Raw genomic sequence first — 25,530 nt, forward strand, 5'->3', positions numbered from 1 at the left:
CCGGGCCGACGCCGATGCGTCCGGCCGGGCAGGAGTCAGGGTTTGAACGGGCGCCCATCGATCGGCAGTTCCAGACCCGACATCTGAGCCGTCAGCAGCGCGGCGCTGCCGCATGCCAGGGTGAAGCCCAGCGCGCCCTGCCCTATGTTCAACCACAGGTTGTCGGCCACCCGGCTCGCGCCGATCAGCGGCTTGCCCGTGGGAGTGGCCGGCCGCAAGCCGGCCCAGGGCACTGCCTGGCTCAGGTCCAGGTGAGGAAAGGCTTCGTGGACCTGGCGTTTGAGCAGGGTGATGCGCGCCGGGTCGATGTCGGCGTCGTGACTGCCGATGTCGACCATGGCCGCGATGCGCAGTACGCGGCCGATCCGGGCGTACACGATGCGCCGTTCGTAGTCGGTGACGCTGATCGCAGGTGCCGTCGCGTCCTCGGGAGCGATGGGAACGCTGAGGCTGTAGCCCTTGAGCGGATACAGCGGCACGTCCTGGCCCAGCGGCCTGATGAGTTCACGCGCGCCCATGCCGGCCGCCAGCACCACGGCGTCGGCGGCGATGTCGCCCGTGGCGCTCTCCACCGCCACGATCTTGCGTCCGTCGCGGCGCAGGCGGTGCACGGGGCTGGCCATGCGGCATTCGACATTGCCGAGTTCGCGCAAGCGGCCGAACAAGGCCTCGGTGAACTGCCGGCAGTCGCCCGCTTCTTCGCTGGGGGTGTAGATGGCACCCGCCAGATTCTTGCCCAGGCCAGCCAGCGCAGGTTCAAGCTGCAGGGTTTCAACGGCGTCCAGAACCCGCTGCTCTGCGCCGAGCGAGGCCTGGTAATCGACCAGCCGCCGCGCCTTCTCGAGCAGTTCGGGGCTGCGGTAGGCGATCAGCTTGCCATTGCGCACATGGCCGAAGTCCAGGTCTTCTTCGGCAAGCAAGCCATGCAGCACGTCACGGCTGAGGTACGACAGCGACTGCAGCTGGGCCGTGGACGCCTGCGCCACCGTTGCCCGGCAGGCCATGGCGAACTGCAGGCACCATGCCCATTGGTGAGGGTCCAGGCGCGGCCGGAAGCGCAACGGAGAATCGGCGCGCAGCAGCCAAGCCGGCACATTGGGCAGAACGCCGGGGCCGGCCAGCGGCGCGACGTAGCTGTAGCTGAGCTGCCCGCCGTTGGCGAAACTGGAAACCGTGGCCGGCTGGGCACGGCTGTCGACCAGCACGACCTCGTGCCCCTGGCGGGCCAGGAAATAGGCCGAGGTCACACCCACGACCCCGGCACCGATGACGCACACTCTCATGGCAAACCCTGATTGATGATCTGTGATCCATTGTCGGCCCCCTTCATGCCTGGCACAAATGCCAATGCCGGGGGCCCCCATAACTTAAGGTTTGCCTGACGCCGCGCCTCAGAAAGGCCGCCCCCTGCGGTATTGCGCCACGCAGTCGCGCCGGACGGCCTGCGGGCACGATGGGCGTGCGGGGGCATGGCCACCCAGCCTCTTTCAGTGCGCCCCTGCCCGCGTTTGCGCGGCGGCCCGCCGTCCGGTTAAAACACCGGTTCAGCCGTATCCATCACAAAGGTAACCACCCATGAGCAGCATCTCGCTCAAAACCCGTTTGTCCGACGCCATCAAAGACGCCATGCGCGCACGCGATACCCAGCGCCTGTCGACCCTGCGGTTCCTGTTTGCCGCGGTCAAGCAAAAAGAAGTCGACGAGCGCCAGGAATTGAGCGACGCCGACATCACGGCCATCATCGAAAAGCAGGTCAAGCAGCGGCGCGAGTCGATCGCGGCCTTCGAAAAGGCGGGCCGGCTGGAAACCGCGGCCCAGGAAACCGCCGAGCTCGACGTGCTGCGCGAGTTCCTGCCTCAGGCCGCCACCCCCGAAGAAATCGACGCCGCCATCAGCGCGGCGCTCGCGACCGTGGCCGCCCAGGGTGTCAGTGGCGGGCCCGCCATGGGGAAGATCATGGCCATTCTCAAGCCTGCTCTGGCCGGCCGCGCCGACATGACGGTCGTGTCGCAGCAGGTCAAGCAGCGTCTGGTGTAGCGCTCCCGCCGGGCAACTGCCCGAACAGCTCCAGGTCGGCCTGCACGCCCAGTGCGGCCGCGTCGTCGAAATTGCTCATGCCCACGCCTGCCAGCCGGTAGCGTGTACTGTCCGGCAGGTCGACGCGCGTGCACAGCTGCCGCGCGGCCTCGGCCAGCATGTCAGCCGAGGCCACCGGGCGCGTCAGCGTCAGCGTGCGCGTCAGAATGCGGAAGCGGTCTGTTTTCAGTTTCAGCACGACGGTGCGCCCGATGGCTCCCTTGCGCGTGCCCTGTTCCCAAAGGCGCGCGGCCAGGCGCGTGAGGGTTTCGCCCAGCTCGTGCAGGGGCAGGTCGACCGCGAAAGTGGTCTCGGCCGATATCTGCTGCAAAGGGGCATCGGGCTGTACCGGCCGCGTATCGATGCCCCGTGACAGCTCGTGCAGGCGCCGGCCGTAGCGACCGAAATGATGCTCCAGTTCGGCCGCGCCGAATTGGCCCAGGTCGCCCACTGTGTGCACGCCCAGCGCCTCCAGACGGGCCTGCATGACCTTGCCCACGCCCGGGACCTTGCGTACCGGCAAAGGCTGCAAGAAAGCCATCACCTGGGCCGGTTTGATCACGAACAAGCCATCGGGCTTGTTCCAGTCGGATGCGATCTTGGCCAGGAATTTATTGGGCGCGACGCCGGCCGATGCCGTCAGCGCCGTTTCGTGCAGAATCTCGGCGCGGACGGTGCGGGCGACGTCGGTGGCCGAAGCCAGGCCATACTTGTTGGTGGTGACGTCCAGGTAAGCTTCATCGAGCGACAGCGGCTCGATCAGGTCGGTGTGGCGTGCGAAGACCTGCCGCACCTGCCGCGACACCTCGCGGTAGCGCCCGAAATCGGGCGGCACGTAGACGGCCTGCGGGCACAGGCGCTGTGCCCGCGCCACCGACATCGCCGAATGCACTCCGTAGCGGCGCGCCTCATACGAGGCGGCGCACACCACAGAACGCGGTCCTTCCCAGGCCACCACCACAGGCAAACCGCGCAATGCGGGGTTGTCACGCTGCTCGACCGACGCGTAGAACGCGTCCATATCGATGTGTACGATCTTGCGTATGGCGGATGACATGACGGATGCGAGCGGCGTCGCGCAACGGCAATATGGCGAAAAAGAGAATATTATGACGCGCTCTTGCGCACTACCTGGAACCCGCCGTACCCATGACCTCGCCCGCCTCGACTGACTACTTCGGCCTGAACATTCCGCTCATGGCACTGCTGGGCCTGGTGCCCGACCGCATCGGCGCCGACCATGCGCGCACCGTGCTTCCCTGGCGGGCCGACCTGACCAACAGCCGTGGCGATATCCACGGCGGCACTCTGATGAGCGTGCTCGACTTCACGCTGAGTGCGGCGGCACGCGGCGAAGACCCGACCCTGGGCATGGCCACCATAGACATGACCACCAGCTTCATGTCCCCCGGCCAAGGCGACCTGGTGATCGAAGCGCGCTGCCTGCGGCGCGGCAGTTCCATCGCCTTCTGCGAAGGCGAAGTACGCGGGCCGGGCGGCGAACTGGTGGCCAGGGCCACCGCCACCTTCAAGGTGATCAAGCGACGCCCCGGAGGCGATTAGACACGGGTCCTGCCGCGCGCCAGCCTGTGTGCGGGGCAAATGACCCGGCCGGTGCCGCCGTGGCGGCGCAACGCGTCCTGCGCTGTGCGACACTGCCCGGCCACCGACCGCCGGCACTGGCGAGCGCGCCGCTGACGGCCCTTGCACACGGCAGACTCGCCACCGCGGGGGCACGACCGGGCGTGCCCGATTCCGGTCAGGCCGTGCTGGTCGAGGTTCGCTCGCCCACCGCTGCAGCATCTCGCGGCCGCCCGCTCAGCGCGGCTGCGGCAGCCGCCCCTGGGGTCTGGGGTCGCCGGGCATGTAGGCCACGCACGACGGCACGCCGTAGATGATGGCTTCGCGCATGGCGCGCACGGCGTCGCGATTCCAGATGCTGCGGCCCCACATGGCGATGTCGACTTGCGAATGGCGCGCGGCGGTCGCCGCGATGCGCACGCGCGTCACGTCATCGCCGGAGATGGGTGCCTCGACGCGCACCAGTGCCGTGCGCGCGACCTCGTCGACCTCGCCATGGACCTTGTACGCCCCCGAGCCTTGCAGGCAGCGTTCGGCCTGCGACTTGGCCGAACGATAGACCTCGCGGTAATCCGTGGGCACGGTCAGGCTGTCATTCAGCCCGCCGCCGCTGGACAGTCCGGTGGAGCAGGCCGCCAGGCCCGCGGCGGCCAAGACCGCCGCAACTGCAACTCTTATCATCTCGACTCCCTGAAGTGGCTGCGATTATCCCGCAATCTACGCCATGCAGGCCAGTTCTGCGCTGTCCCCGGTTCGACTCGCCGGCGTGGCCTGTGGCATGATCGGCAATCAGCGCCGGCCCGCCCGGCCCAGGAGACCGCCTTGCCCCACGCCACGCCGCCCGCCGCGCAATCGCCGCGCGCCTACCCCTTGAAGGACTTCTTCCGCAACCCCGACCGAGGCTTCTTCCGCCTTGCCGACGACGGCAAGACGCTGGGATTCATGCAGCCCGTGGCGCTGGACGAACATCCGGCGCGCATGAACATCTACGTGCAGCCGCTGCAAGAGGGCCGCCCGGTGGGCGAGCCGCGCCGGCTCACAGCCGAAACCGCCCGCGATATCAGCGATTTCTTCTGGAAAGGCAACGACATCGTGCTCTACCAGAAAGACTTCGGCGGAGACGAGAACTTCCACGTGCTTGCGGTGAATGCCCGCACCGGCACGGTCAACGATCTGACGCCTTACCCGGGCGTCCGCGCAACCATCGAAGACGACCTGCCCGACGATCCCGATCACTTGCTGATCAGCCACAACCAGCGCGATCCGCAGGTATTCGATGTGTACCGCGTCAATGTGCACACGGGAGCGGCTGCCCTGGTGGCGCAGAACCCCGGCAACGTCATGGGCTGGCAGACCGACCACGCCGGCAAGGTGCGCGCCGCGCTCACCAGCGATGGTCTGGACACCACCCTGCTGTACCGCGATGACGAAGCCGCGCCGTTTCGCCCCATCATCACCACCGATTACCGTACGACGGTACATCCGCTGTTCTTCACGTTCGACGACCGCGCCCTGTACGCGTTGAGCAATCGCGGCCGCGACAAGCTCGCGCTGGTCATCATCGACCCGTCACTGCCCCACGACGAAGAACTCGTGTACGCCACCGACGAGGTCGATCTCGACGCAGCCACGTATTCGCGCAAGCGCCGCGTGCTGAAGCTGGCCGCCTACCAGACCGACAAGCCGCGCCGCCATTATTTCGACGGACCCACGCGCGATCTGTACCAGCAGCTCGAAACCCTGCTGCCCGGCTACGATCTTGCCATCCAGGGCTGGAACCGCGATGAAGACACTTGCATCGTGGCCGCCTACAACGACCGCACCCCGGGTGCGCGCTATCTATACCAGACCGACACCAGAGCGCTGCACAAGCTGGCGGACATCAATCCGGCCATTCCCGAAGCCGACATGGCACCGGTCCGCCCGGTGCGCTACACCAGCCGCGACGGCCTGGAAATCCACGGCTACCTGACGCTGCCCGTCGGGCGCGCCCCACGCGGCCTGCCCTGCATCATCAACCCCCACGGCGGCCCGTGGGCGCGCGACGGCTGGGGTTACAACCCCGAGGTGCAATTCCTGGCCAACCGGGGCTTCTGCGTGCTGCAGATCAACTTCCGCGGCTCGACCGGCTATGGGCGCCGGTTCTGGGAGGCCAGCTTCGGACAATGGGGCCTTGCCATGCAGGACGACATCACCGATGGCGTGCAATGGCTCATCGACCAGGGCATTGCCGACCCGGCGCGCATCGGCATCTACGGCGGCAGCTACGGCGGCTATGCCACGCTGGCGGGCATCGCGTTCACGCCCGACCTGTACGCTGCGGCGGTCGACTACGTCGGCGTGTCGAACCTGTTCACCTTCATGAACACCATCCCGCCTTACTGGAAGCCGCTGCTGGCCAAGATGTACGATATGGTGGGCCACCCCGAGCGGGATCGCGAGCGCCTGGCGGCCACTTCGCCCGCGTTGCACGTCGACCGTATCCGTACCCCGCTTTTCATCGCCCAGGGCGCCCAGGATCCCCGCGTCAACAAGGCCGAAAGCGATCAGGTCGTCGAAGCGCTGCGCCAGCGGGGCGTTGAAGTGCAGTACATGGTGAAAGACAATGAAGGGCACGGTTTTCACAATGATGAAAACAAGTTCGAGTTTTACGCCGCCATGGAAGCGTTTCTGGTGGAACACCTGAAACCATAATGCACCGGGTGCGCGCACCTGGACCTGCGCGCCCCCGCCCGCTGCCACGTTTGGTTACGGAAACCTAATGGCCCGCGGGCGGGTCTATCTGGATCTGGCCTAGAATCGGCAGCAATGAATACCCCCGAACACCGCCCTTCCGCCCCTCGCCGGGGCTTCAGATCGTTATTGCAACAGCGCTTCCTGGCCAAGGCCGCCGTCGCCCTGGCCGGGCTGGGCCTGTGCGGCCTGCTTGCGGTGGGCCTGGCCGTGGCCCTGGCGTGGCCCAGTCTGCCGGCCCTGCACGCCATGACCGACTACCGGCCCAGCGTGCCGTTGCGCATCTACACCGCCGACAAGGTACTGATCGGCGAATTCGGCGAAGAGCACCGCAATGTGCTGCATTTCGAAGAGATACCGCTGGTCATGAAGCAGGCCATCCTGGCGGCCGAAGACGACAGCTTCTACGAACATCGCGGCATCGACTGGATGGGCATGATCCGCGCGGGGCTGGCCAACGTCGTCAGCATGTCGAAATCGCAGGGCGCCAGCACCATCACCATGCAGGTGGCGCGCAACTTCTACCTGTCTTCCGATAAAACCTATTCGCGCAAGTTCTACGAACTGCTGCTCACGTTCAAGATCGAAGCCGAGCTCACCAAAGATCAGATCCTCGAGCTCTACATGAATCAGATCTATCTGGGGCATCGTGCCTATGGCTTCGCCGCGGCCTCGCGCACCTACTTCGGCAAGCCCTTGTCCGAAATCACCGCGGCCGAGGCTGCATTGCTGGCCGGAGTGCCCAAGGCGCCGTCACGCTCCAATCCCATCACCAACCTTGAACGCGCCAAGGTGCGCCAGCACTATGTGCTCGGACGCATGCAGAAACTGGGGTTCCTCACGCCAGAGCAGACCCAGGCCGCGCTCGAACAGCCGCTGCTGATCCGCGGAACCGAAGGCGCCCAGGCGAACGGCTTCGCCGTGCACGGGGAGTACCCGGCCGAACTGGTCCGCCAGCTCATGTATGGCATGTTCCAGGACGAGACCTACACGCTGGGCCTGGACGTCTACACCACCATCGATTCCAAGGCCCAGCAGGCCGCCTACGAGGCCGTGCGCGCAGGCGTGCTCGACTACACCCGGCGCGCGCCCTATCCCGGCCCGGAAGACCAGATCGACCTGCCGGAGGGCATCGAAGACGATCGCCAGGCGTTCGAAGAGATTCTCGACGGCGTGCAGGAAGAAACCCCCGACAGCGGTGACCTGACCGCGGGTGTGGTGCTGTCGGCGAGCCCTACCGAGGTCAGAGTGGCCCGCAGCGCCACCGACATCGTCACGGTGTCCGACAAGAAGGCGCTGTCCATCGTGGCGCGGGCGCTGGCGCCCAAGGCCGACGACAAACTGCGCCTGCGCCGCGGCTCGGTCGTGTACCTGCATCGCAATGGCGACACCTGGGAAATCATCAACATGCCGGCGCTGCAGGCCGCGCTGGTATCGCTGTCGCCGCAGGATGGCGCGGTGCGCGCCATGATAGGCGGCTTCGATTTCTACCGGGGTTCGTTCAACCGCGCCACCCAGGCCTGGCGCCAACCCGGGTCCACCATCAAGCCGTTTGTCTATGCGGCCGCACTGGAACGCGGCATGACGCCCGCCACGCAAGTGTCGGACATGCCGTTCACGCTGTCTGTCGAGCAGACGGGTTCACGGCCCTGGTCGCCCAAGAACGACGGCAACCGCTATGAGCCCATGCAGACCTTGCGCCAGGGCCTGTACCGCTCGAAGAACATGGTGTCCATCCGCATCCTGCAAGCCATTTCGCCGCAGTACGCGCAAGACTACCTGACCCGCTTCGGCTTCCAGAAAGAACGCTGGCCCGCCGTACTGCCGCTGGCCCTGGGCGCCGGGGGCGCCACGCCGCTGCAGGTGGCCAATGCCTACAGCGTATTCGCCAACGGCGGCTACAGCGTGCCGCCGTACCTGATCGCCCGCGTCACCGACCGTTCGGGCAAGGTACTGATGCAGGCCCAGCCGGTAAAGGCCGGCGACGAAGCCGTCCGCGCCATCGACCCCCGCACCGCCTGGGTCATGGACGATATGCTGCGCGACGTGGCCTCCATTGGCACGGGCGCGCGTGCCAAGCGTACGCTCAAGCGTTCCGACGTGGGCGGCAAGACCGGCACCACCAACGACGCGGTCGACGTCTGGTTCAGCGGCTACACCTCGACGCTCAGCACCACGGTCTGGATGGGTTTCGACCAGCCGCGCTCGCTGGGCACCAATGCCTTCGGCAGCGGGCTGGCCCTGTCGACCTGGCTCGATTACATGCAGCCGGTCATGAAAGACGTTCCTGAACAGCCCCAGCGTCCCCTGCCCAGCGGCCTGATCGTGCACAACGACGAGTATTATTTTTCCGAGTTTCCCCCCGGCCAGGCGGTGGCCGCGCTCGACCTTTCCACCGGCGATGAGCTTACCGACTTCCTGAACAACATGCGCCCCAGCGACAGCGCGCCGACCCGCGTGCGGCCGCTGGATCAGCCGATGCCCTCGGCGCCGTCGCCCGCGGCCCCGTCCATGCCTCCGATAGGCCAGGCCGCGGCCCCCGCCGTGCCTGCGACCGCCCCGGCCCCCACGCCGCGCACCGAGGCAGCTCCCATCTTCACCATTCCCATCCCGCCCGCGCCCGGCCCCGCCAGCGCGCAGCCTATCCAGGCGCCTGGCGCCGGGGAAGCCCGGCCGCTCTGATTCCGCTGTCCGCCCGCAGCCCGGGCGGCGGGATTCGGTCGGGGCAGCGCAAGGGGCCTGAGCTACGCCCCGTGCAAATATGATGATGAGAATACATATTGTTCATGATATCGTTCAGGTTTCGTTCAATTTGCCCGACGCGCGCCCATGACCACCGCGACCACCGTCAAGACCTGGTACCTGGTACACAAATGGACCAGCCTGGTCTGCACCCTGTTTCTGCTGGTCATCTGCCTGACCGGCCTGCCCCTGATTTTTCATCATGAGATCGAACACCTGTTCGATGAAGGCAAGCCCGTAGCGGAACTGCCGGAAGGCACGCCCAATGCCAGCCTGGACCGGATCGTCGCGCAGGCCCGCACGCTCTACCCGGACGAATACATCGACTACGTCTATATCGACGACCATGAGCCGCAGGCCTTTGTCGGCTTCGTGCCCGAACTGGGCAAGGCCGTCGAGAAAGGCCATGCGGTACGCGTCGACCTGCGCACGGCCGACGTGCTGCACGACGGCCCACCCTACTCCGATGACCGGTTCTCCTTCATGGGCATCATGCTGGCCCTGCACGTGGATCTGTTCGCCGGTCTGCCCGGCGAACTGTTCCTGGGCTTCATGGGCTTGCTGTTCGTCGTTGCCATCGTATCGGGCGTGGTGCTGTACGGCCCCTTCATGAAAAAGCTGGAATTCGGCACTGTGCGCGCGGCGCGTTCGACCCGACTGAAATGGCTGGATCTGCACAATCTGCTGGGCATCGTGACGCTGGTGTGGGCCTTCGTCGTCGGCATCACCGGGGTCATCAACGAGCTATCCACGCCGCTGTTCCGCTTGTGGCAATCCACCGAGCTGCCGCGCGTGCTGGCGCCCTACCAGGGCAAGCCCGTGCCCACCACGCTGTCGTCGGTGCAACATGCCGCCGATACCGCCATGAAGGCGCTGCCCGGGCGCGAGGTGTCCTTCATCGCCTATCCGGGCAATGCCTACGGGAGCCCGCATCATTACATTGTGTGGTTGCGCGGCAGTACGCCGTTGACGTCCAAATTGAACAGCCCTGTCCTTGTGGACGGTGTCACCGGCCAGCTGAGCGCCGTGGCGCGCATGCCCTGGTACCTGACGGCGCTCGAACTTTCGCGCCCCCTGCACTTCGGCGACTACGGTGGCATGCCGCTCAAGATTCTCTGGACCCTGCTCGACCTGGTCACCATTGTGGTTCTGGCCAGCGGCCTGTACCTGTGGATCGCGCGGCGCAAAGCCACCGACGCCCGAATCGCCGAACTGGTGCGGCGGCACCAGCACGCCACCCCGCAACGGAGCCCCGCATGACGCCTCGCCAACGTTTCTGGTTCGTCTGGGCAGCCCCCATCGCACTGGGCGTGCTCAGCGTGTTCGGCTTGCTGGCCGCGTTGCTGGGCACGGGCCCGTGGCATTGGGCGTCCTGGCTGTCGCTGGGCGCGCTGCTGCTAGTGATTGCACGTTACTGGTGCTTTCCCGCCAGGCACTGAGGCCGGCCTCAGGCCGGCGGCGCCGGTTCGGCGTCAGCCGCGGAAACGTTCGGGATCGGGGCCCAGACGCTCGCCCTGAGGCAGGTTGTCGATATCGGCCATGTCGTCGGCCGACAGCTCGAAGTCGAAGATATCGATGTTGGCGCGGATGCGCGCCGGCGTTGCGGATTTGGGAATGGCGATGAGGCCATTCTGGACGTGCCAGCGCAGCGTGACCTGCGCGGCCGACTTCCCGTATTTCTGTCCCAGGGCGGCCAGCGTGGCATTATCGACGACGCTGCCCTGCCCGAGCGGGCTCCAGCACTCGGTGGCGATGCCTTGTTCCGCATGCACGGCGCGCAGCGGCTTCTGGGCAAACCCCGGATGCAGTTCCACCTGATTCACCGCAGGAACCACGCCCGTTTCGTCGATCAAGCGCTGCAACTGCGCCGGGGGAAAATTCGAGACACCTATCGACCGCGCACGTCCGTCTTCCTTCATGGCCACCAGCGCGCGCCACGCATCCAGGTATTTGTCGCTGCCCGCCACCGGCCAATGAATCAGATACAGGTCGACATATGCCAGGCCCAGGCGCTTCAGGCTTTCGTCCATGGCCTGCTGGGCTTCATCGTAGCCGTGTGTGTCATTCCAAAGCTTGGTGGTGACGAACAGGTCTTTACGCGCCACACCCGACGCGCGCAGGCCCTCGCCCACGCCGCTTTCGTTGCCATAGATCGCCGCGGTGTCGATCAAGCGGTAGCCGGCCGCCAGCGCCTCTTTCACGCAGCGCGAGGCCTCGTCGTCGGGAATCTGCCAGACGCCCAGGCCAAGTTGCGGAATCGTATTGCCGTCGTTCAATTTCAGGATGGGAACTGTCGCCATGTGACCTCCGAATTGACTAGCGGGTATGCGAACCGCCCCGCGGGCGGGGGGCAACATGACTTCATGATAGCGCTCTATCGGGGCGGGCTTGCAACCAGGCGTTGCCAGCGACGGAATCGCGTCGGCGCCTGGCGTGGGACTGGCGCAACAGAAGCTGCAAGCGGCGCACTGTGCAGTGCGCCGTGACCGACCCGGGCGGCGCTTCATTCCGGAAACTCGCGGCAAAGGGTTCTTGATTCAGTACTCGCCGCCACGCGACCGCCCGGTTGTCAGCGACGGTCTCGCCGCGGGCGGGCGACATCCGCCGCGTCCCCGACGCATCGCTTCACGAACGGCACGCCGGGATGCCGCCCGCATGACGGCTCGCGCTCGGCCAGCCTGATACTATCCGGGCTCTGTCCGACCCCGTCGATCAACATCAGGCCCCGTTCGCGTCAGCGCGACAGCGCGAACGCGTTCCCGACGAGCGCGCACGTCATCGCCCGCGCCGCCTGCTCGGGATAAGCGGCGCCGAGCCATCGCGGCCCGGGACAGCACGTTCTTTTCGATACCATTGCCAGATCAGCTGGCGCGGCTGCCTGCCGCGCTGGCACAAACCCAAGGCCATTCATAAGGCCGTTATCCTCAAAGGAGAGAAACATGCGTCGTGCAACCTGGGCACTGGGCCTGCTGCTGTCGGCCGGGCTGGCCGCGCCCGCCCTCGCCGCGCCGGCCGCCGCCGCGCCGGCCGCCGCTGCGCCGGGCGCCGCTGCGCCGGGCGCCGCTGCGCCGGGCGCCGCCGCGCAAGACTTCCCGACCAAGCCGGTGCGCATCATTGTTCCGCAAACTCCTGGTGGCGCCTCAGACACGCTGGCACGCATCATGGGGCAGCAACTCGGCGACAAATGGAAGCAGACGGTAGTCGTCGAGAACCGTGCTGGCGCCGGGGGTAATGTAGGCATGGAAGCGGTGCTGGGCGCGCCGCCCGATGGCTACACGCTGCTGATGAGCTACGTGGGTACCCAGGCCATCAATGGCTCGCTGTACAAGCAGCTGAAGTTCGACCCAGGCACCGATTTCGTGCCGGTGGCCACGCTCGCAACGCTTCCCTTCGTGCTGATCACGCGGCCCGATTCGCCTCTGAAGTCGGTTGGCGACCTGGTGCAGGCGGCCAAGCAGGGCCACGTGACGTACGGGTCGGCAGGCAACGGTTCGGTGAACCATCTGCTGGGCGAGATGTTCAGCACCGCCGCGCAAGTTCCCATGCAGCACGTGCCCTACCGCGGCGCCGCCCCGGCGCTGCAAGACCTGCTGGGCGGCCGAATCGACGTGGTGTTCACCAGCCTGCCGTCTGTCGCGGGCTCCATCAAGAGCGGTGCCCTGCGCCCGCTCGCCGTCACCAGCGCAAAACGCGCGAAGTCGTTCCCGGACATCCCGACCATTGCGGAAGCCGGCTTCACGAGTTTCGACGTAAACCCCTGGTTCGGCCTGATGGCGCCCAAGGGGACTCCCCCCGAACGCGTGGATCAGATCAACAGCATCGTCAATGCCACGCTCGCTGAACCCAAAGTAGCGGAAAGCTTCGCCGCGCAAGGCGCCGAACCCTACGCGACCAGCCCCGCAGAGTTCGCGCAGATACTCGCTGCCGACGTGGAACGGTGGAGTGAAGTGGTGCGGGCTTCCGGGGCCCAGGTCGATTGAACCGGCGCGCGGGGCGCGCCCGAGGCCGGTTTATCAGCGCCGGCCGAGCCCGCTGCCCCTAGGCGCTCTGCCCAGCGCAGTGCCGCCCGGCGGATCGCTGCCCGGCGGATCGCTGCCCGGTAGAGTGCCGCCCAACTGCCCCGCTAGGGGGCCAGCTTGAAACCCTGATCAGTTCCCCATTTGTCGGTTTCCCGCAGCCATTTGGCGCCGCATTCCAGGCAGCGGAAGTGGTCCTCGCGGCAACCTTCGCGTCCCTTCACGCTGGGATGCACGAATCCTTGGTGGCCCAGCCCCGCATGGGGAGGAATACCCGGCACGCCCGGCGTGATGGCCTGGCACCCTGCACACATTACGCTCATGACCTACCTCTAGACAATAGTTGCCAAATTGTAAAGGAATTAGTCTGTAGCGTTATGCCAGGCAGTTAAATAGATTGCAAACTCTCGTAGCAGGTGGCGAGGTGATAAGGCGTCGTGGACGGCATGTCGCCGCGCACCACTGCGCCATGGGCGTCCAGGCATTCGCGCCAGCCTGTCGGTGTGATGAACCGGCGTCGCAGCGCCTGGAGCTGGGCGCCGAGTGCCGCGGGATCCGTAACGGCCAGATAGCGTGCGTATTCGGTCTGCGCCCACAGGCGCTGCACGGAATCGAGCACTTGCCCACCTTCGTGTAGCGACGCCAGTACTCCCGCCGTGTCGCGGTCCACGCCATGACGCCTCGCCCAATCACAACCACGCGGAACGGCCAGGGGCAATTCAAGTCCGGCGAACACCGCCGGGGCGCTGCCGAGCAACACAAACCATTCGAACTGGTGGCCAGGTTCGATGCGATTGCCAGGGGTGCCCACCGGGGCCTCGGCGATGCATTGGGTGGCCGCATGGAGAAAGGCGTCGGCCACCCCTTGTGCGATATGGCGCAAATTCTGCGCAAACCAGGCCGGCTCGGCCACGCGGGCGGCCGCCAGGTAAGCCTCGGTCAAGTGCATCATGGGATTCTGCGCCGGCCCCGCCCGCGGTTCGCGCCAGTCGGACGACAGGGCCGCCTCGTACAAGCCGTCGGGCCGGCGGAAATGCTGCTCGACCCGTTCGGCCGTCTGCAACATGGCATGGCGCGCGTCCGCATTGCGGGTACGTTCGAAATACGCCGCGCACGCGAAAATGACGAACGCGTGTGTATATAGATCTTGCGTAGCGTCCAGCGTTTCGCCGTGCGGATCGACGCTGTATCGCCAGCCGCCATGGCGGTCGTCGCGAAAATGGCGCAGCAAGGCCTCGAACAGGCGATCGGCGTGCCGCACGTGACCGGACTCGGGAGCGCGCGCATAGATGTACAACTGGCGCGCGCACGCCATCGCCCGGTAGCGCTGCGGCGGCACCGCAAGGGTGCTGTCGCCGTGCAGCGACTCGTAGGGCAGGCCCACGTTCGCGTTGAAGCCGGCGTCGCACCATAGCGCCAGAATCACTTCATTGAAGTGCTGGCGCAGGGTCTGGACAGTAAGCTGAAGATCGGAAGCCAACGGAGCGCCCATCGATACCTGGCGCGGGGGCGCGCGCCTGAAATGACGAAGCAGCGACGATAACCCGGATTTGTGCCGCCGTCGGGCCACGTATCGAAACCAGGTCATGGCGCGCGCACCCTGCCAGCTTCCTGCGCCCCACGAGCGTCGTCAGCGGAAGATGTTTTCCTCTACCCAGTTCTGGGCGAAGATTTCTGCGCGATCGCGCGCCTCGTGCAACGACGCGCAGTCGCCCAGATACGAAAAGGCGGCATCGACTTCGGTGCCTCCTTCGGCCGTCACCGTCAGCAGTACACCGTATCCGCCGGTATCCATGGCCGCTGTGGATACGTCGATCAGTACTTCCTGGTCATGATGCTGCATGGCTGCCTCCCAGTCGGTTACCAAAACGCGTGGATCCACGCGCGGCGCTGGCGGGTTCCGTTGGAAAGGTCCGCTATCGGTTGGACCCGCAAGCGACACGCAAGTTCATCTTAACGGCGCAGCCGCAACAGGGATACCCCGGCGTGCCGGGGCGCCCGCGCCGTGGACGCCCGCCGTCACCCTACTGCAGATGGATGGCGCCGGGCGCCTGCATACGAAGGGCCAGACGCCCCTTGCCGGTAAGCGACAGCCTACCCTGCCCCGCCTCTTGCACGCATCGAAGAATGAGCAAGCTTTCGGCCACATGCGCAGGCAGCTGGTCGGCTGCCACCGTCTCTGATTCGGCATCGGCCACGAACTGCAGCCAATGGGCCAACTCGCCCTGTTGAATTTTCATGCGCGCCATGCTCGTGCTGTTAAGTGGAAAAACGCTGTCTGTACGATAGCATGGGGCGTGCCTGCCCCCGATTCACCCCAGCAGCTCCGGCAATGACGACGCCAGCAGCGCGACGCCGGCGGCCGTCAGCAGGCCCAGCACGATCTTGCGAAACGTTGCATCCGAGATGCCCAGATAGGCTCGCGCGCCCAACCATCCCGGCAGCAGCATCGCCAGAATGGCAACGGCCAGAAAGGGGCCCATGGCGGCAGTGACCAGGCCTGTGGCCCCATACGAGGCCAGCGTGGCGGCCAGCATGGCCAGGTTGAAGTTCTGGATGATGGAGCGCTGCGCGTCTTTGTCCAGGCCCCGCAGGGTGCACCATAGCGTGGGCAGCACGCCGGTGAACCCGCCCAGCCCACCCATGATGCCCCCCAGGGCGCCCACAGCGGCGTCGGCCGCGCGGCCCCCCCGCTCTACGCGCGGAAGCCGGCTCGCGGCAAGCATGAATGGACACCATGTAGCCAGGAAGCCCCCTATCAGGGCCTTGAACCACGCTGGATTCAACAGCGGCAGAATCGCCACGCCTATCGGAATGCCCACCAGGCCGCCGGCCACGAAGGGCAACAGGCGCCGCAGGTCGAACCCCCTGCGCACGGTGAGCGCCGCCAGGATCTGCCCTGCCAGTCCGCATGCCACCGCCATCACGGCGGCCAGGCGCGGGTCCAACGACCAGGCCCAGAATGCCATGGCGACCATGCCGAAGCCGAACCCGGCGAGGCCCTGCACGAAACCGGCCACCGCCGCGCCGGCAACAACCAGGATCAGCGCACTATCCATCGACTCATCAGTTCCCGTTGCCGTATATGTCAGTCGCGGATCGTACTGCCTGATACGATTTTCCGCTTGCATCGTGCACGCTGCAGCACTAAATTGAAGTTGCCAGGCGTTCTGACACCCATGCGTGCGAAGCCAGGCAAGAGCGCCCCACACTCCCTGAGTTGGGGCGCTCTTTATTGCGCGTCTGCGGCGCCCTTCATTTCACGTTGCGCGCCCTCATCGCACGGTGGCAGCGCCCGCGATACACGGTTGTGACGCTCCGATTGCCCGCCCATAGTGCCCAGGCCCATGCGGACAGGCCGCAGGGCGTGCCCCGGCGCGCGGCGCAGATTTTTCCGGGCCGTTGGGCGTCTTGGTAACATGCCGCGCATGAGCCAGTTCCACCATCGCAACCTGCCCCACCTGTTATTGCACGCGCGCGAAACCCTGATGGCGCATTTCAGGCCCATTCTGCATCGCGCCGGCATCACCGAGCAGCAATGGCGCGTGCTGCGCACGCTCAGCGAACTGGAGCCCATGGAGCCCAATCAGATCGCCGCGCAATGCCAGATCCTGCGCCCCAGCCTGACCCGCATGCTGCTTGGCATGGAACAGGCGGGCCTGATCCAACGTACGCGGTCGCACGCCGACCAGCGCCGGCAGGACATCACCCTGACCCCCAAGGCGCGTCGCCTCATCGATGCCTTGCGCCCGCAAGTGGATGCCTGCTATCAGGGGCTCGAGTCCTCTCTGGGAAAAGAACGTCTGGAGCGCCTGTACCGCGACATCGACGAGGCGATCGAGCAGATCAAGCGTCATCCCCCGGCGTAGCCGGCGAACGGGCTTGCCAGCCCGATGGCCTTTCCGCATAATAGATAACGTGTTAACTACTTTGCGGAACCCGCCATGCTCGACACATCCACCATCCAGGCCCTGGCCGCGCGCCTGCACGAGGCCGAACGCAGCCGCACGCAGATCAGCCAGATTTCGCTGGAATATCCCGAGATCACCATCGACGACGCGTACGCCATCCAGCGGCAATGGCTGGAATTGAAACTGGCGGAAGGCCGCGTCATCAAAGGCCACAAGATCGGCCTGACCTCGCGCGCCATGCAGCAAGCCTCGCAAATCAACGAACCCGATTACGGCACGCTGTTCGACGACATGTTCTTCGAAGAGGGCGAGATTCCATCCAGCCGTTTTATTGCCCCCCGCCTGGAGGTGGAACTGGCTTTCATCCTGGCCAAGCCCCTGCGCGGGCCCGGCGTCACGCTGGCAGACGTGTTCAATGCGGTGGATTATGTCGTGCCCGCACTCGAAATCATCGACGCCCGCTCGCACATGATCGACCCCGATACCAAGCGTCCTCGCAAAGTGTTCGATACCATCGCCGACAACGCCGCCAATGCAGGCGTCGTGCTGGGTGGGCGTCCGGTGCGCATGCATGACCTCGACCTGCGCTGGGTCGGCGCGATCATGTCACGCAACGCCATCATCGAAGAGACCGGCGTGGCAGCAGGCGTGTTGAACCACCCGGCCAATGGCGTCGTGTGGCTGGCCAACAAACTCGGCCCGCGCGATGTAATGCTCGAACCGGGTCAGGTCATCTTGTCCGGCTCTTTCACACGACCGGTTTTCGCGAAGCCCGGCGACACCTTCGCCGTCGACTATGGCACATTGGGCAGCGTCAACTGCCACTTCGTCTGAGCACGCCATGGACATTCTCACGAACCAATTCAAGCGCGCCCTGCGCGCCGGACAGCCGCAGATCGGTCTGTGGGCCGGCATGGCTCACCCCTACCCCGCCGAAATCTGCGCCGGCGCCGGCTTCGACTGGCTGCTGATCGACGGTGAGCACGCGCCCAATACCTTGCAGACCGTGCTGGCTCAGTTGCAGGCGGTCGCGGCGTACCCCGTCGCCCCCGTGGTGCGCCCGCCGTGGAACGATTTCGTCCAGATCAAGCAACTGCTGGACGCCGGCGCGCAGACGCTGCTGGTTCCCATGATCCAGACCGCTGAAGAGGCAGCCGCGGCCGTGTCGGCCATGCGGTACCCGCCCGCCGGCATACGCGGCCTGGGCGCGGCGCTGGCCCGCGCGTCGCGTTGGAATCGCATCCCCGACTACATTCAACGCGCCAACGACGAGATGTGCCTGCTGGTGCAGCTCGAGACGCCCCAGGGGCTGCAGGCGCTCGATGAAATTCTCGCCGTCGAAGGCGTGGATGGCGTGTTCATCGGCCCGGCCGATCTGTCTGCCAGCATGGGCCACCTGGGCAACCCTGGGCATCCCGATGTGCGGGCCGCAATTGACGACGCCATCGTGCGCATCGTGCGTTCGGGAAAGGCAGCGGGCATTCTGCACGCCGATCCCGTCCAGGCGCGGCATTACCTGGACCTGGGCGCCACCTTTGTCGCGGTGGGCGTCGATGCCACCCTTCTCGCCCGTGCGGCCGAAAAGCTTGCGCAGGACTTCAAGGGCAAGCCGGCTACGACGGCACCCCGGGCAGGCGGGCCCTACTGACCCGCCGGCCGGCCCCTGCGGCCGGCCCGCTGCGTCTGGCTGGCTCCGGCGATCCACTCCGTTGGCGACTGCCGCTTGCGAACAGGGCTGCGGGGGCACGCCGCTTGCTGAACCGACATTACGACCAACCTGTAATAGGAACCGCATATGAACGACAGCAAGCAGCCATCAAGTCCGATCGACCCGTCGAAGATCGCTATCGATGACGAGGGTGACCGTCGCTATTGGAGCGAGCAGCTCGGGGTCACCATGGACCAGCTCGATGAGGCCGTGCACCAGGTGGGCCCGGCAGTCGAAACCGTACGCGATTACCTGGCTACGCCGGCATCGGGTCGTACCAGCTGAAGCCGTGCCTGAACCGGCATGAGCATGCCGGCGAAATGGTGCGGACGTGCGCGCGGCCATCTGTGCCATCACCGCCGCCCAGGCCACGTGGCGCGCTATCCCTGGCAGGCCGCCATTCCTTCATTGAAGTTGGCGCGCAACGCATCGATGTGCTGGAATTGGCGAGCGTAGTACAGCCGGGCCGTACTTCCGTTATCCCCGCGGGGTTCGAATTCTGTGAGGTACACCGTGCGCGAGCCATTGGTGGCTTGCAGGCGCCAGGCCTCCCACCGATCCTCGAACGCATGGAGCCGCAATTCAGGTGTGCTCGCGCCCGCCGTAGTGGTTTTCTCGAGATGTGGGCGCATGCACTCCGCCAGCGCGCGGGCGCCCAGCCTGCTGTCGCGCGTCTCGCGGCCATCCGTGTCGGCCTTGAATTCCGCAATGGGGTCGGACGCGCAGGCGGCCAGTGTCATCAGGCATCCCGCGACCAGTGGCCTTAAGATGGATTTCATCGTGATTCCTTGGTGTGGATAAAGAAGCAGCCGCGTAGGTTGCGCCAGCGCGATGCCCGGCGGCTTCGCGCATTATTACCGCAACGGGCTCAGGCGACCTGAGAAGCCGAAGCTCCCAGTTCGCCGGACCTGCGCAGATAGCCTTCCGGATACACCGAAGGCGAAGCCAGGCCCAGCACCGATTTCAGGCTGCGCACTTCTTGCGTGGGGCTGCGGCCGAACAGGCGCTTGAATTCACGGCTGAACTGCGAGGCGCTTTCGTAGCCCACTTGCGCGCAGGCGCTGGCGGCGCTCAGCCCCTGGCGTACCATCATCAGGCGGGCCTGGTGCAGGCGTATCGCCTTGATGTACTGGATGGGCGTGGTTGACGTCACTGCCTTGAAGTGCACATGAAATGCGGCCACGCTCAGGTTCGCATCACGGGCCAGCGTCGCAACATCCAGTTCACGCTGATACTGGGCGTGAATACGACGCAGCACCTTGGCGACGCGTCCGAAGCTGCCGCCCTGCAGTAAAGCCGCGCGCAAGCCGCCGCCCTGCTCGCCCATCAATACACGATATGTGATCTCGCGGTAGATCGACGGCCCCAGCAGCTTGGCTTCGACCGGCGAACCCAGGGCCTCCAGGAGGCGCAGCGTGGCGTCTTCAAGCTTGCCGTCCATGCGCGAGGCATACATGCTGACCGGCTGGGCTGCATATTCCGGACCGGACGCGTCCACGCCCATGACGAGCTCAGCCGTCATCGACGCGTCGATGCGCAGCGCCAGTCCCAGCAAGGGTTCTGACTCGCTGGCCTCGGTTTCGATATTGAAGGGCAGCGGCACCGACAGCACGAGGTAATGCTGCGCGTCATACACGTACATGGCACCTCCGTGGAACCCGCGCTTGCGCCCTTGCGCCACGATGACGATGCTCGGTTCATACAGCGCCGCCGTGCAGGCCAGGGGCGCGTTCGATCGCATGAAGGTGACCCCGTCCAGTAACGAGCGCGTATAGCCCTCGGAGGGCGCCAGCTGCTTCAACAGTTCGACCATGCGCGCCTGCCTCGGCGAGCGGGCCTCAGGGGCTCTGTCCATGTGTGATCCCGGGAAGAAGAGGAACAGGACAGAAGATACCAATTTTGCAGCACGTATCGCAAAGATCGAATAGTTTCAGGCAAACCTGGAAGACAAATGGGTCTTACCGCGGCACGCTCGCGGCCCTAGCATGCTTGTCATGGCGTAACGGTTGCCGCCCCGCCTGTCCACTATTGATCAAGGAAATACCCATGTCCACCCCCTCAAACGAAAAAGTCATACTCGTCACCGGCGCCAGCAGCGGCATCGGTGAAGCCACCGTCCGCCTGCTGGCGACGCGCGGCCATCACCTGGTGATAGGCGCCAGGCGCACCGACCGCCTGCAGGCACTGGCCGACACCTTGAACGCCGCCGGCGGCCATGTGCAGTACCGCGCGCTTGACGTGACCTCCCGCGAAGACGTGCAGGCCTTCGCCGACCACGCATTGCAAGCCCACGGCCGTATCGACGTCATCGTCAACAATGCGGGAATCATGCCCCTGTCGCCCATGGCCTCGCTGAAGGTCGACGAATGGGATCGCATGATCGACGTGAACATCCGGGGCGTGCTGCACGGCGTGGCCGCTGTGCTGCCCAGCATGCAGCGGCAAGGCTCGGGTCAGATCATCAACGTATCCTCGATCGGAGGATTGTCGGTGGTGCCCACCGCCGCGGTGTATTGCGCCACCAAATACGCCGTACGGGCCATTTCCGATGGCCTGCGTCAGGAAAATGACAAGCTGCGCGTCACCTGCGTATATCCCGGCGTCGTCGAGTCGGAGCTGGCCAACACCATTACCGACCCCGCCGCGGCAAGCGCCATGGAAAGCTTCCGCCGCATCGCGCTCAAGCCCGATGCCATTGCCTCTGCGATCGCGCATGTGATCGACCAACCCGCCGACGTGGACACCAGCGAAATCGTGGTGCGGCCCACCGCCGGCGTTTGAACTTGCCCTCATTCAAGGAGAATGTCATGACTCGTATCCGAACCCTGCTCACCGGCCTGCTTTTGGCCGGCCTGGCCCCGTCCCTTTCGCACGCCACCACGACCGAAGCGCGCGCAAAGCGAGGCGCCGAAGTGATCCTTGAATTGAATCGGGGCCAGGCCCAGGGCAATCTCGAAGCGCTGCGCAAGGAATTCCCGTTCCTGGCGGAGGCCACCGAAGCCTACGCGCTGGGCGATGTCTGGGGCCGCCCGGGCCTGGATCATCGAACGCGACAGCTGGCAGCGGTGGCCGTCATGGCGGCGCTGGGCGAAACGGCAATGATGCGCGTGCACGCGGGTTATGCACTGAACGTCGGCGTGTCTGAAGACGAGCTCAAGGAAATGATTTATCTGATCACTGTGCCGGTGGGTTTTCCGCGAGCGATCGCCGCTTCGCAAGCCTTGTCGCAAGTGTTCGAGCAGCATCGCAAGGCCGCGGCAAACTAGGCTTGCGGCGGGCCTCCTGCCCGCCAAAACAAAGGGGTGCCACATGCGCCTGCAATGAAAAAGGCCGTCAGTGGCAACCACTGACGGCCTTCAAACTGCTGGTCGGGACGGCGGGATTCGAACTCGCGACCCCTTGCACCCCATGCAAGTGCGCTACCAGGCTGCGCTACGCCCCGAAAGAAAAAGAGTATATCAGAACTGAAAAAAACCTGCATCAGCGACGCAGGTTTTTTTGTTCAAAACGCATATTGATTCAAGCCGAGGCTTGCGTCTGCGACGCGCCTCCCAATGCTTCGCCCAGCATTGCCGATACATTGCCGAGCTCGGCGCGCAGCGCCTGGATTTCGGTGGCGCTCAGGCGTACCGCTGCGTCCTGGTCGTGTGGCGTATCGCGTGCGTCACCCAGGCGATTGCGCGCGCCGCTGATCGTGAAGCCCTGCTCGTACAGCAGCGAACGAATGCGGCGGATCAGCAGGACTTCGTGATGTTGGTAGTAGCGGCGGTTGCCCCGGCGCTTCACCGGCTTGAGCTGTGTGAATTCTTGTTCCCAGTAGCGCAGGACGTGCGGCTTGACCTGGCATAGATCGCTGACTTCGCCAATGGTGAAGTAGCGTTTGGCGGGAATGGGCGGAAGCGCGGCAGTGGTTTCAGGACGAGTCATATCAGGATTTTATGCCGGCTGACGCCGGCGCTCCGATAACAATTACCGACAAAGGGTATCACTCCCCGTTTTGGTCGGCACCTGTGGCCGGATCGGCCTGTTCGACCACGCTTTTCAGCTTCTGGCTGGCGTGGAAAGTCACTACGCGGCGAGCCGCGATCGGAATGGTTTCGCCCGTCTTGGGGTTGCGCCCAGGGCGTGGCGGCTTGTTGCGCACCTGGAAATTGCCGAAGCCGGAAAGCTTCACCGGCTCGCCACGCGCCAGGGCGTCGCGGATTTCTTCGAAGAAGGTATCGACAATGTCTTTGGCTTCGCGCTTGTTGAGGCCCACTCGCTCGAACAGCAGTTCGGCGAGTTCGGCCTTGGTAAGCGTACGCGGCTCGACGAGCATGGTGTTTCCCTGGTTCAAGTGCGCTGGCGCGCGCCGTGGGCGCTGACCAGCGCCTGGTTGATACGGGCCAGGCAATCGGCCACCCGGGCTTCGTCCAGCGTGACTTCAGTGTCCTGTAGCCAGAAGCGGAACGCAAGGCTTTTCTCGGTAACAGCCTTGCCATCTTGCTGGCGGTCTCGCCACACGTCGAACACCCGGGCGTCCTGCACCACGGCCAGTTGCGGATCGGCCTGGATGGCGGCCGCGACCGTGTCCAGCATGGCTTGCGCGCTGACCGACAGATCGACCCACAGGGCAAGGTCGCGCACCACCACGGGCTGGCGGGACAATTCACGGACTTCAGGCAGGCGGCCCTGAGACAGTGCCTCGACTTCGAGTTCAAACACCACCGGAGCATGTTGCAGGTCGGATTGCTGAGCCCAGCGCGGATGCAGCTCGCCGATCCAGCCGACCGTCTGGCCATGCAGGTCGATGCGGGCGCTGCGCCCCGGATGCAGGGCCGGATGCGTCGCGGGTTCGAAACGCAGCTGCCGCGCCCGGGCGCCAAAAAGAGCCTCGACATCCATTTTCACGTCATAGAAATCCACCTGCCGAGCGGGCGTTCCCCACTGCTCTTCGACGGCCGGGCCCCAGGCGGCACCCGCCAGGCGCAAGGGTTGCCGCACGCCCGCGACGTCGAGTGGGCCATCAGCGTGCGCAGCATCGCGCAGGAACACGCGCCCCAGCTCGAACACCCGCACGCGCGTTTGCTTGCGGTTGGCGTTGTAGCGGATGTTGGCAACCAGCCCGGCAATCAGGCTGGAACGCATGACCGACAGATGGCTGGCAATGGGATTGAGCAGCCGAACCGGCTGTTCGTTGCCTGCGTAGTCACGTTCCCAGTCGGCCTCGACGAAGCTGTAGTTGACCACTTCCTGGTAGTCTTGCGCGGCAGCCATGCGGCGCAAGGCGTGCGGACCCCGGCGCTGCTCGGGCTGCGAGAACATCTGCGCGCGCGCCATCGGGGGCACGTCGGGCAGGCGCTCGAAACCATAGATGCGTGCCACCTCTTCAATGAGATCTTCTTCGAGCGACAGGTCGAAGCGATACGACGGCGGCTCGACAATGAAGTCATCGCCCACGACCTGGTACGGCAAGCCCAGCCGGGCGAATATCTGGCCGACTTCATCCTGGGTCACGGGCACGCCCAGCACCTTGTGGCAACGCGACAGCCGCATGCGCACCGGATCGCGGCTGGGCAGACGCGTGATCTGATCATCAATGGGGCCGGCCTGGCCGCCGCAGATATCGATGATCAGGCGGCTCAGGAACTCGAGGTGCTCGGGAATGCTGGCGTAGTCGACACCGCGCTCGAAGCGATGGCTGGCTTCAGAGCTGAACTTGAAGCGGCGCGCGCGCCCGGCGATCGCCTCGGGCCACCAGAACGCCGCTTCGACGTAGATGTTCCGGGTATCCAAGGTGACGGCGGTGGCTTCGCCGCCCATGATGCCAGCCAGGCTCTCGACCTGCTCGCCCGCTGCCACCACGCCGACGTTGCCGGCAAGCTCGACCGTCTGGCCGTTCAGCAGCTCGAGCGTTTCGCCCTCACGGGCCCAACGCACCTCGATGCCGCCATGGATCTTGTCGAGATCGAACACGTGCGACGGACGTCCGAGCTCGAGCATCACATAGTTGGAGATATCCACCAGTGCGGACACCGAGCGCTGGCCGGCGCGCTCCAGCCGCGATTTCATCCAGGCCGGCGTGGCGGCGCGCGCATCGACGCCGCGGATCACGCGGCCGGCGAACCGCCCGCACAGGTCGGGCGCCTGGATGGCCACGGGTACCCGCTCATCGAGCGTGACGGGCACGGCTTGCGCGGTGGGCACGGACAGCGGCGCGCCGGTCAGGGCCGCGACCTCCCGGGCCACGCCCAGGATCGACAGGCAGTCGGCACGATTGGGCGTGAGCTTCAGCGTGAACAGCGTGTCGTCGAGATCCAGCGCCTCGCGCAGCGACTGGCCGGGCTGCAAGGTGCCCGGCAGCTCGAGCAAGCCGCCGTGATCCTGGGACAGGCCCAGCTCGCGCGCCGAGCACAACATGCCGGCGGATGCCACGCCGCGCATCTTGGCCACGCCGATCTTCATGCCACCGGGCAATTCGGCGCCGACGCGCGCCAGTGGCACCGTGATGCCCTGCGCCGCGTTGGGCGCGCCGCACACGATCTGCAGTGGCTGGCCGGAGCCGTCAACCACCTGGCACACCCGCAGCTTGTCGGCATCGGGATGGGCCGCCACCGAAGTGATGCGCGCGACCACGACCCCTTTGAAAGGCGGCGCGGCGGGAGCCGTTTCTTCGACTTCAAGGCCGGCCATGGTGAGCCGATGCGCCAGTTCGTCGGTGGAAATCTCGGGATTGACCAGGGCGCGCAGCCAGGATTCGGGAAATTGCATGATCAGCCGTCGG

Annotated in this window: 27 protein-coding genes and 1 tRNA gene; 13 read left to right on the plus strand and 15 right to left on the minus strand. The window is 65.6% G+C overall.

The features are described 5' to 3' along the window. Positions 1-35 precede the first annotated feature (35 nt). Positions 36-1,283: a D-amino acid dehydrogenase gene (locus tag ACV17W_RS03895; protein ID WP_462595143.1), complete on the minus strand. Its 1,248-nt coding sequence runs from the start codon at positions 1,281-1,283 to the stop codon at positions 36-38. 292 nt (positions 1,284-1,575) lie between these two features. Between ACV17W_RS03895 and ACV17W_RS03900 the strand changes: the two genes are divergently transcribed. Further along, a complete protein-coding gene (locus tag ACV17W_RS03900) occupies positions 1,576-2,037 on the plus strand; it encodes a GatB/YqeY domain-containing protein (protein WP_462595144.1) in 462 nt (153 codons plus the stop codon). Here the strand turns inward: ACV17W_RS03900 and dinB are convergent. Beyond that, the gene (dinB, locus tag ACV17W_RS03905) at positions 2,018-3,133 is read right to left on the minus strand and encodes a DNA polymerase IV (protein WP_462595145.1); all 1,116 of its coding nucleotides are present in this window, start codon (positions 3,131-3,133) and stop codon (positions 2,018-2,020) included. The genes ACV17W_RS03900 and dinB overlap by 20 nt on opposite strands. A 92-nt stretch (positions 3,134-3,225) precedes the next feature. On the opposite strand from dinB, the gene ACV17W_RS03910 reads away from it, so the two are divergent. Further along, complete coding sequence (locus tag ACV17W_RS03910; protein WP_462595146.1) at positions 3,226-3,639, plus strand: PaaI family thioesterase; 414 nt, start codon at positions 3,226-3,228, stop codon at positions 3,637-3,639. A gap of 255 nt (positions 3,640-3,894) precedes the next feature. Here ACV17W_RS03910 and ACV17W_RS03915 read toward each other — a convergent pair whose 3' ends face one another. Then, positions 3,895-4,338 carry a BPTD_2524 family lipoprotein gene (locus ACV17W_RS03915; RefSeq protein WP_462595147.1) on the minus strand — a complete coding sequence of 148 codons (444 nt, stop codon included), beginning with the start codon at positions 4,336-4,338 and terminating at the stop codon, positions 3,895-3,897. A gap of 141 nt (positions 4,339-4,479) precedes the next feature. Here ACV17W_RS03915 and ACV17W_RS03920 point away from each other — a divergent pair, with 141 nt between their 5' ends. The 4 genes from ACV17W_RS03920 to ACV17W_RS03935 all read left to right on the plus strand — a co-directional run bounded on the left by ACV17W_RS03920 (position 4,480) and on the right by ACV17W_RS03935 (position 10,571). Then, positions 4,480-6,351, plus strand: coding sequence for an alpha/beta hydrolase family protein (locus tag ACV17W_RS03920; protein ID WP_462595148.1), 1,872 nt, complete (start codon positions 4,480-4,482; stop codon positions 6,349-6,351). Positions 6,352-6,465: 114 nt separating this feature from the next. After that, positions 6,466-9,072 (plus strand): penicillin-binding protein 1A, encoded by a 2,607-nt coding sequence (locus ACV17W_RS03925; RefSeq protein ID WP_462595149.1) that lies wholly within the window; start codon positions 6,466-6,468, stop codon positions 9,070-9,072. Between the two features lie 147 nt (positions 9,073-9,219). After that, positions 9,220-10,392 carry a PepSY-associated TM helix domain-containing protein gene (locus ACV17W_RS03930; protein ID WP_462595150.1) on the plus strand — a complete coding sequence of 391 codons (1,173 nt, stop codon included), beginning with the start codon at positions 9,220-9,222 and terminating at the stop codon, positions 10,390-10,392. Then, positions 10,389-10,571, plus strand: coding sequence for a hypothetical protein (locus ACV17W_RS03935; protein WP_462595151.1), 183 nt, complete (start codon positions 10,389-10,391; stop codon positions 10,569-10,571). The genes ACV17W_RS03930 and ACV17W_RS03935 overlap by 4 nt, the downstream gene beginning before the upstream one ends. Positions 10,572-10,604: 33 nt before the next feature. Here the strand turns inward: ACV17W_RS03935 and ACV17W_RS03940 are convergent, their stop codons facing one another. After that, complete coding sequence (locus ACV17W_RS03940; protein ID WP_462595152.1) at positions 10,605-11,432, minus strand: aldo/keto reductase; 828 nt, start codon at positions 11,430-11,432, stop codon at positions 10,605-10,607. Positions 11,433-12,071: 639 nt separating this feature from the next. On the opposite strand from ACV17W_RS03940, the gene ACV17W_RS03945 reads away from it, so the two are divergent. Further along, entirely contained in the window at positions 12,072-13,112 is a 1,041-nt protein-coding gene (locus ACV17W_RS03945; RefSeq protein WP_462595153.1) for a Bug family tripartite tricarboxylate transporter substrate binding protein, read from the plus strand. A 143-nt stretch (positions 13,113-13,255) separates the two neighbouring features. On the opposite strand, the gene ACV17W_RS03950 is transcribed toward ACV17W_RS03945, so the two are convergent. The 5 genes from ACV17W_RS03950 to ACV17W_RS03970 form a co-directional block, all read right to left on the minus strand. After that, positions 13,256-13,471, minus strand: coding sequence for a hypothetical protein (locus ACV17W_RS03950; RefSeq protein ID WP_462595154.1), 216 nt, complete (start codon positions 13,469-13,471; stop codon positions 13,256-13,258). Positions 13,472-13,536: 65 nt separating this feature from the next. Continuing rightward, positions 13,537-14,640, minus strand: a complete 1,104-nt coding sequence (locus ACV17W_RS03955; RefSeq protein ID WP_462595155.1) for an AGE family epimerase/isomerase — start codon at positions 14,638-14,640, stop codon at positions 13,537-13,539. A gap of 138 nt (positions 14,641-14,778) precedes the next feature. After that, entirely contained in the window at positions 14,779-14,991 is a 213-nt protein-coding gene (locus tag ACV17W_RS03960; RefSeq protein WP_012249539.1) for a hypothetical protein, read from the minus strand. Positions 14,992-15,172: 181 nt separating this feature from the next. Continuing rightward, positions 15,173-15,388, minus strand: a complete 216-nt coding sequence (locus tag ACV17W_RS03965) for a hypothetical protein (RefSeq protein ID WP_462595156.1) — start codon at positions 15,386-15,388, stop codon at positions 15,173-15,175. A gap of 72 nt (positions 15,389-15,460) precedes the next feature. Next, positions 15,461-16,207 (minus strand): sulfite exporter TauE/SafE family protein, encoded by a 747-nt coding sequence (locus tag ACV17W_RS03970; protein WP_462595157.1) that lies wholly within the window; start codon positions 16,205-16,207, stop codon positions 15,461-15,463. 360 nt (positions 16,208-16,567) lie between these two features. Between ACV17W_RS03970 and hpaR the strand changes: the two genes are divergently transcribed. The 4 genes from hpaR to ACV17W_RS03990 all read left to right on the plus strand — a co-directional run bounded on the left by hpaR (position 16,568) and on the right by ACV17W_RS03990 (position 19,052). Beyond that, positions 16,568-17,017: a homoprotocatechuate degradation operon regulator HpaR gene (gene hpaR / locus ACV17W_RS03975; RefSeq protein WP_462595158.1), complete on the plus strand. Its 450-nt coding sequence runs from the start codon at positions 16,568-16,570 to the stop codon at positions 17,015-17,017. Positions 17,018-17,092: 75 nt separating this feature from the next. Further along, on the plus strand, positions 17,093-17,893 hold the full coding sequence (hpaH, locus tag ACV17W_RS03980; RefSeq protein ID WP_462595159.1) for a 2-oxo-hept-4-ene-1,7-dioate hydratase: 801 nt from the start codon (positions 17,093-17,095) through the stop codon (positions 17,891-17,893). Positions 17,894-17,900: 7 nt separating this feature from the next. Further along, a complete protein-coding gene (gene hpaI, locus ACV17W_RS03985) occupies positions 17,901-18,707 on the plus strand; it encodes a 4-hydroxy-2-oxoheptanedioate aldolase (RefSeq protein WP_462595160.1) in 807 nt (268 codons plus the stop codon). A 147-nt stretch (positions 18,708-18,854) separates the two neighbouring features. Continuing rightward, positions 18,855-19,052: a DUF3606 domain-containing protein gene (locus ACV17W_RS03990; protein ID WP_462595161.1), complete on the plus strand. Its 198-nt coding sequence runs from the start codon at positions 18,855-18,857 to the stop codon at positions 19,050-19,052. A 95-nt stretch (positions 19,053-19,147) separates the two neighbouring features. On the opposite strand, the gene ACV17W_RS03995 is transcribed toward ACV17W_RS03990, so the two are convergent. Both ACV17W_RS03995 and ACV17W_RS04000 read right to left on the minus strand, forming a co-directional pair. Further along, positions 19,148-19,546, minus strand: a complete 399-nt coding sequence (locus ACV17W_RS03995) for a hypothetical protein (protein WP_462595162.1) — start codon at positions 19,544-19,546, stop codon at positions 19,148-19,150. An 89-nt stretch (positions 19,547-19,635) separates the two neighbouring features. Continuing rightward, the gene (locus ACV17W_RS04000) at positions 19,636-20,622 is read right to left on the minus strand and encodes an AraC family transcriptional regulator (protein ID WP_462595163.1); all 987 of its coding nucleotides are present in this window, start codon (positions 20,620-20,622) and stop codon (positions 19,636-19,638) included. Between the two features lie 191 nt (positions 20,623-20,813). Between ACV17W_RS04000 and ACV17W_RS04005 the strand changes: the two genes are divergently transcribed. Together ACV17W_RS04005 and ACV17W_RS04010 are read left to right on the plus strand one after the other, a co-directional pair. After that, positions 20,814-21,548: an SDR family oxidoreductase gene (locus tag ACV17W_RS04005; protein ID WP_462595164.1), complete on the plus strand. Its 735-nt coding sequence runs from the start codon at positions 20,814-20,816 to the stop codon at positions 21,546-21,548. A gap of 26 nt (positions 21,549-21,574) precedes the next feature. Then, positions 21,575-22,033 (plus strand): carboxymuconolactone decarboxylase family protein, encoded by a 459-nt coding sequence (locus ACV17W_RS04010; RefSeq protein ID WP_462595165.1) that lies wholly within the window; start codon positions 21,575-21,577, stop codon positions 22,031-22,033. 99 nt (positions 22,034-22,132) lie between these two features. Here the strand turns inward: ACV17W_RS04010 and ACV17W_RS04015 are convergent. The 4 genes from ACV17W_RS04015 to pheT form a co-directional block, all read right to left on the minus strand. After that, a tRNA-Pro gene (locus tag ACV17W_RS04015) sits at positions 22,133-22,209 on the minus strand. Positions 22,210-22,286: 77 nt separating this feature from the next. Continuing rightward, the gene (locus ACV17W_RS04020; RefSeq protein ID WP_462595166.1) at positions 22,287-22,694 is read right to left on the minus strand and encodes a MerR family transcriptional regulator; all 408 of its coding nucleotides are present in this window, start codon (positions 22,692-22,694) and stop codon (positions 22,287-22,289) included. A 58-nt stretch (positions 22,695-22,752) separates the two neighbouring features. Beyond that, positions 22,753-23,085 (minus strand): integration host factor subunit alpha, encoded by a 333-nt coding sequence (locus tag ACV17W_RS04025; RefSeq protein WP_462595167.1) that lies wholly within the window; start codon positions 23,083-23,085, stop codon positions 22,753-22,755. Positions 23,086-23,099: 14 nt separating this feature from the next. After that, the gene (pheT, locus tag ACV17W_RS04030; protein ID WP_462595168.1) at positions 23,100-25,517 is read right to left on the minus strand and encodes a phenylalanine--tRNA ligase subunit beta; all 2,418 of its coding nucleotides are present in this window, start codon (positions 25,515-25,517) and stop codon (positions 23,100-23,102) included. Positions 25,518-25,530: the final 13 nt, after the last annotated feature.

This window comes from Bordetella sp. MIP270_01_BMS, from assembly GCF_054958705.1.

What these genes read in the sequence shown, in the direction of transcription:
- hpaI (WP_462595160.1), top strand. Translation starts at nt 17,901, where the DNA reads ATGGACATTCTCACGAACCAATTCAAGCGCGCCCTGCGCGCCGGACAG.
- ACV17W_RS03990 (WP_462595161.1), top strand. Translation starts at nt 18,855, where the DNA reads ATGAACGACAGCAAGCAGCCATCAAGTCCGATCGACCCGTCGAAGATC.
- hpaR (WP_462595158.1), top strand. Translation starts at nt 16,568, where the DNA reads ATGCCGCGCATGAGCCAGTTCCACCATCGCAACCTGCCCCACCTGTTA.
- ACV17W_RS03895 (WP_462595143.1), bottom strand. Translation starts at nt 1,283, where the DNA reads ATGAGAGTGTGCGTCATCGGTGCCGGGGTCGTGGGTGTGACCTCGGCC.
- ACV17W_RS03960 (WP_012249539.1), bottom strand. Translation starts at nt 14,991, where the DNA reads ATGCAGCATCATGACCAGGAAGTACTGATCGACGTATCCACAGCGGCC.
- dinB (WP_462595145.1), bottom strand. Translation starts at nt 3,133, where the DNA reads ATGTCATCCGCCATACGCAAGATCGTACACATCGATATGGACGCGTTC.
- hpaH (WP_462595159.1), top strand. Translation starts at nt 17,093, where the DNA reads ATGCTCGACACATCCACCATCCAGGCCCTGGCCGCGCGCCTGCACGAG.
- ACV17W_RS03910 (WP_462595146.1), top strand. Translation starts at nt 3,226, where the DNA reads ATGACCTCGCCCGCCTCGACTGACTACTTCGGCCTGAACATTCCGCTC.
- ACV17W_RS03945 (WP_462595153.1), top strand. Translation starts at nt 12,072, where the DNA reads ATGCGTCGTGCAACCTGGGCACTGGGCCTGCTGCTGTCGGCCGGGCTG.
- pheT (WP_462595168.1), bottom strand. Translation starts at nt 25,517, where the DNA reads ATGCAATTTCCCGAATCCTGGCTGCGCGCCCTGGTCAATCCCGAGATT.
- ACV17W_RS03995 (WP_462595162.1), bottom strand. Translation starts at nt 19,546, where the DNA reads ATGAAATCCATCTTAAGGCCACTGGTCGCGGGATGCCTGATGACACTG.
- ACV17W_RS03930 (WP_462595150.1), top strand. Translation starts at nt 9,220, where the DNA reads ATGACCACCGCGACCACCGTCAAGACCTGGTACCTGGTACACAAATGG.
- ACV17W_RS04005 (WP_462595164.1), top strand. Translation starts at nt 20,814, where the DNA reads ATGTCCACCCCCTCAAACGAAAAAGTCATACTCGTCACCGGCGCCAGC.
- ACV17W_RS03955 (WP_462595155.1), bottom strand. Translation starts at nt 14,640, where the DNA reads ATGGGCGCTCCGTTGGCTTCCGATCTTCAGCTTACTGTCCAGACCCTG.
- ACV17W_RS03935 (WP_462595151.1), top strand. Translation starts at nt 10,389, where the DNA reads ATGACGCCTCGCCAACGTTTCTGGTTCGTCTGGGCAGCCCCCATCGCA.
- ACV17W_RS03970 (WP_462595157.1), bottom strand. Translation starts at nt 16,207, where the DNA reads ATGGATAGTGCGCTGATCCTGGTTGTTGCCGGCGCGGCGGTGGCCGGT.
- ACV17W_RS03900 (WP_462595144.1), top strand. Translation starts at nt 1,576, where the DNA reads ATGAGCAGCATCTCGCTCAAAACCCGTTTGTCCGACGCCATCAAAGAC.
- ACV17W_RS03925 (WP_462595149.1), top strand. Translation starts at nt 6,466, where the DNA reads ATGAATACCCCCGAACACCGCCCTTCCGCCCCTCGCCGGGGCTTCAGA.
- ACV17W_RS03915 (WP_462595147.1), bottom strand. Translation starts at nt 4,338, where the DNA reads ATGATAAGAGTTGCAGTTGCGGCGGTCTTGGCCGCCGCGGGCCTGGCG.
- ACV17W_RS04025 (WP_462595167.1), bottom strand. Translation starts at nt 23,085, where the DNA reads ATGCTCGTCGAGCCGCGTACGCTTACCAAGGCCGAACTCGCCGAACTG.
- ACV17W_RS03940 (WP_462595152.1), bottom strand. Translation starts at nt 11,432, where the DNA reads ATGGCGACAGTTCCCATCCTGAAATTGAACGACGGCAATACGATTCCG.
- ACV17W_RS03965 (WP_462595156.1), bottom strand. Translation starts at nt 15,388, where the DNA reads ATGAAAATTCAACAGGGCGAGTTGGCCCATTGGCTGCAGTTCGTGGCC.
- ACV17W_RS04020 (WP_462595166.1), bottom strand. Translation starts at nt 22,694, where the DNA reads ATGACTCGTCCTGAAACCACTGCCGCGCTTCCGCCCATTCCCGCCAAA.
- ACV17W_RS04000 (WP_462595163.1), bottom strand. Translation starts at nt 20,622, where the DNA reads ATGGACAGAGCCCCTGAGGCCCGCTCGCCGAGGCAGGCGCGCATGGTC.
- ACV17W_RS03950 (WP_462595154.1), bottom strand. Translation starts at nt 13,471, where the DNA reads ATGAGCGTAATGTGTGCAGGGTGCCAGGCCATCACGCCGGGCGTGCCG.
- ACV17W_RS04010 (WP_462595165.1), top strand. Translation starts at nt 21,575, where the DNA reads ATGACTCGTATCCGAACCCTGCTCACCGGCCTGCTTTTGGCCGGCCTG.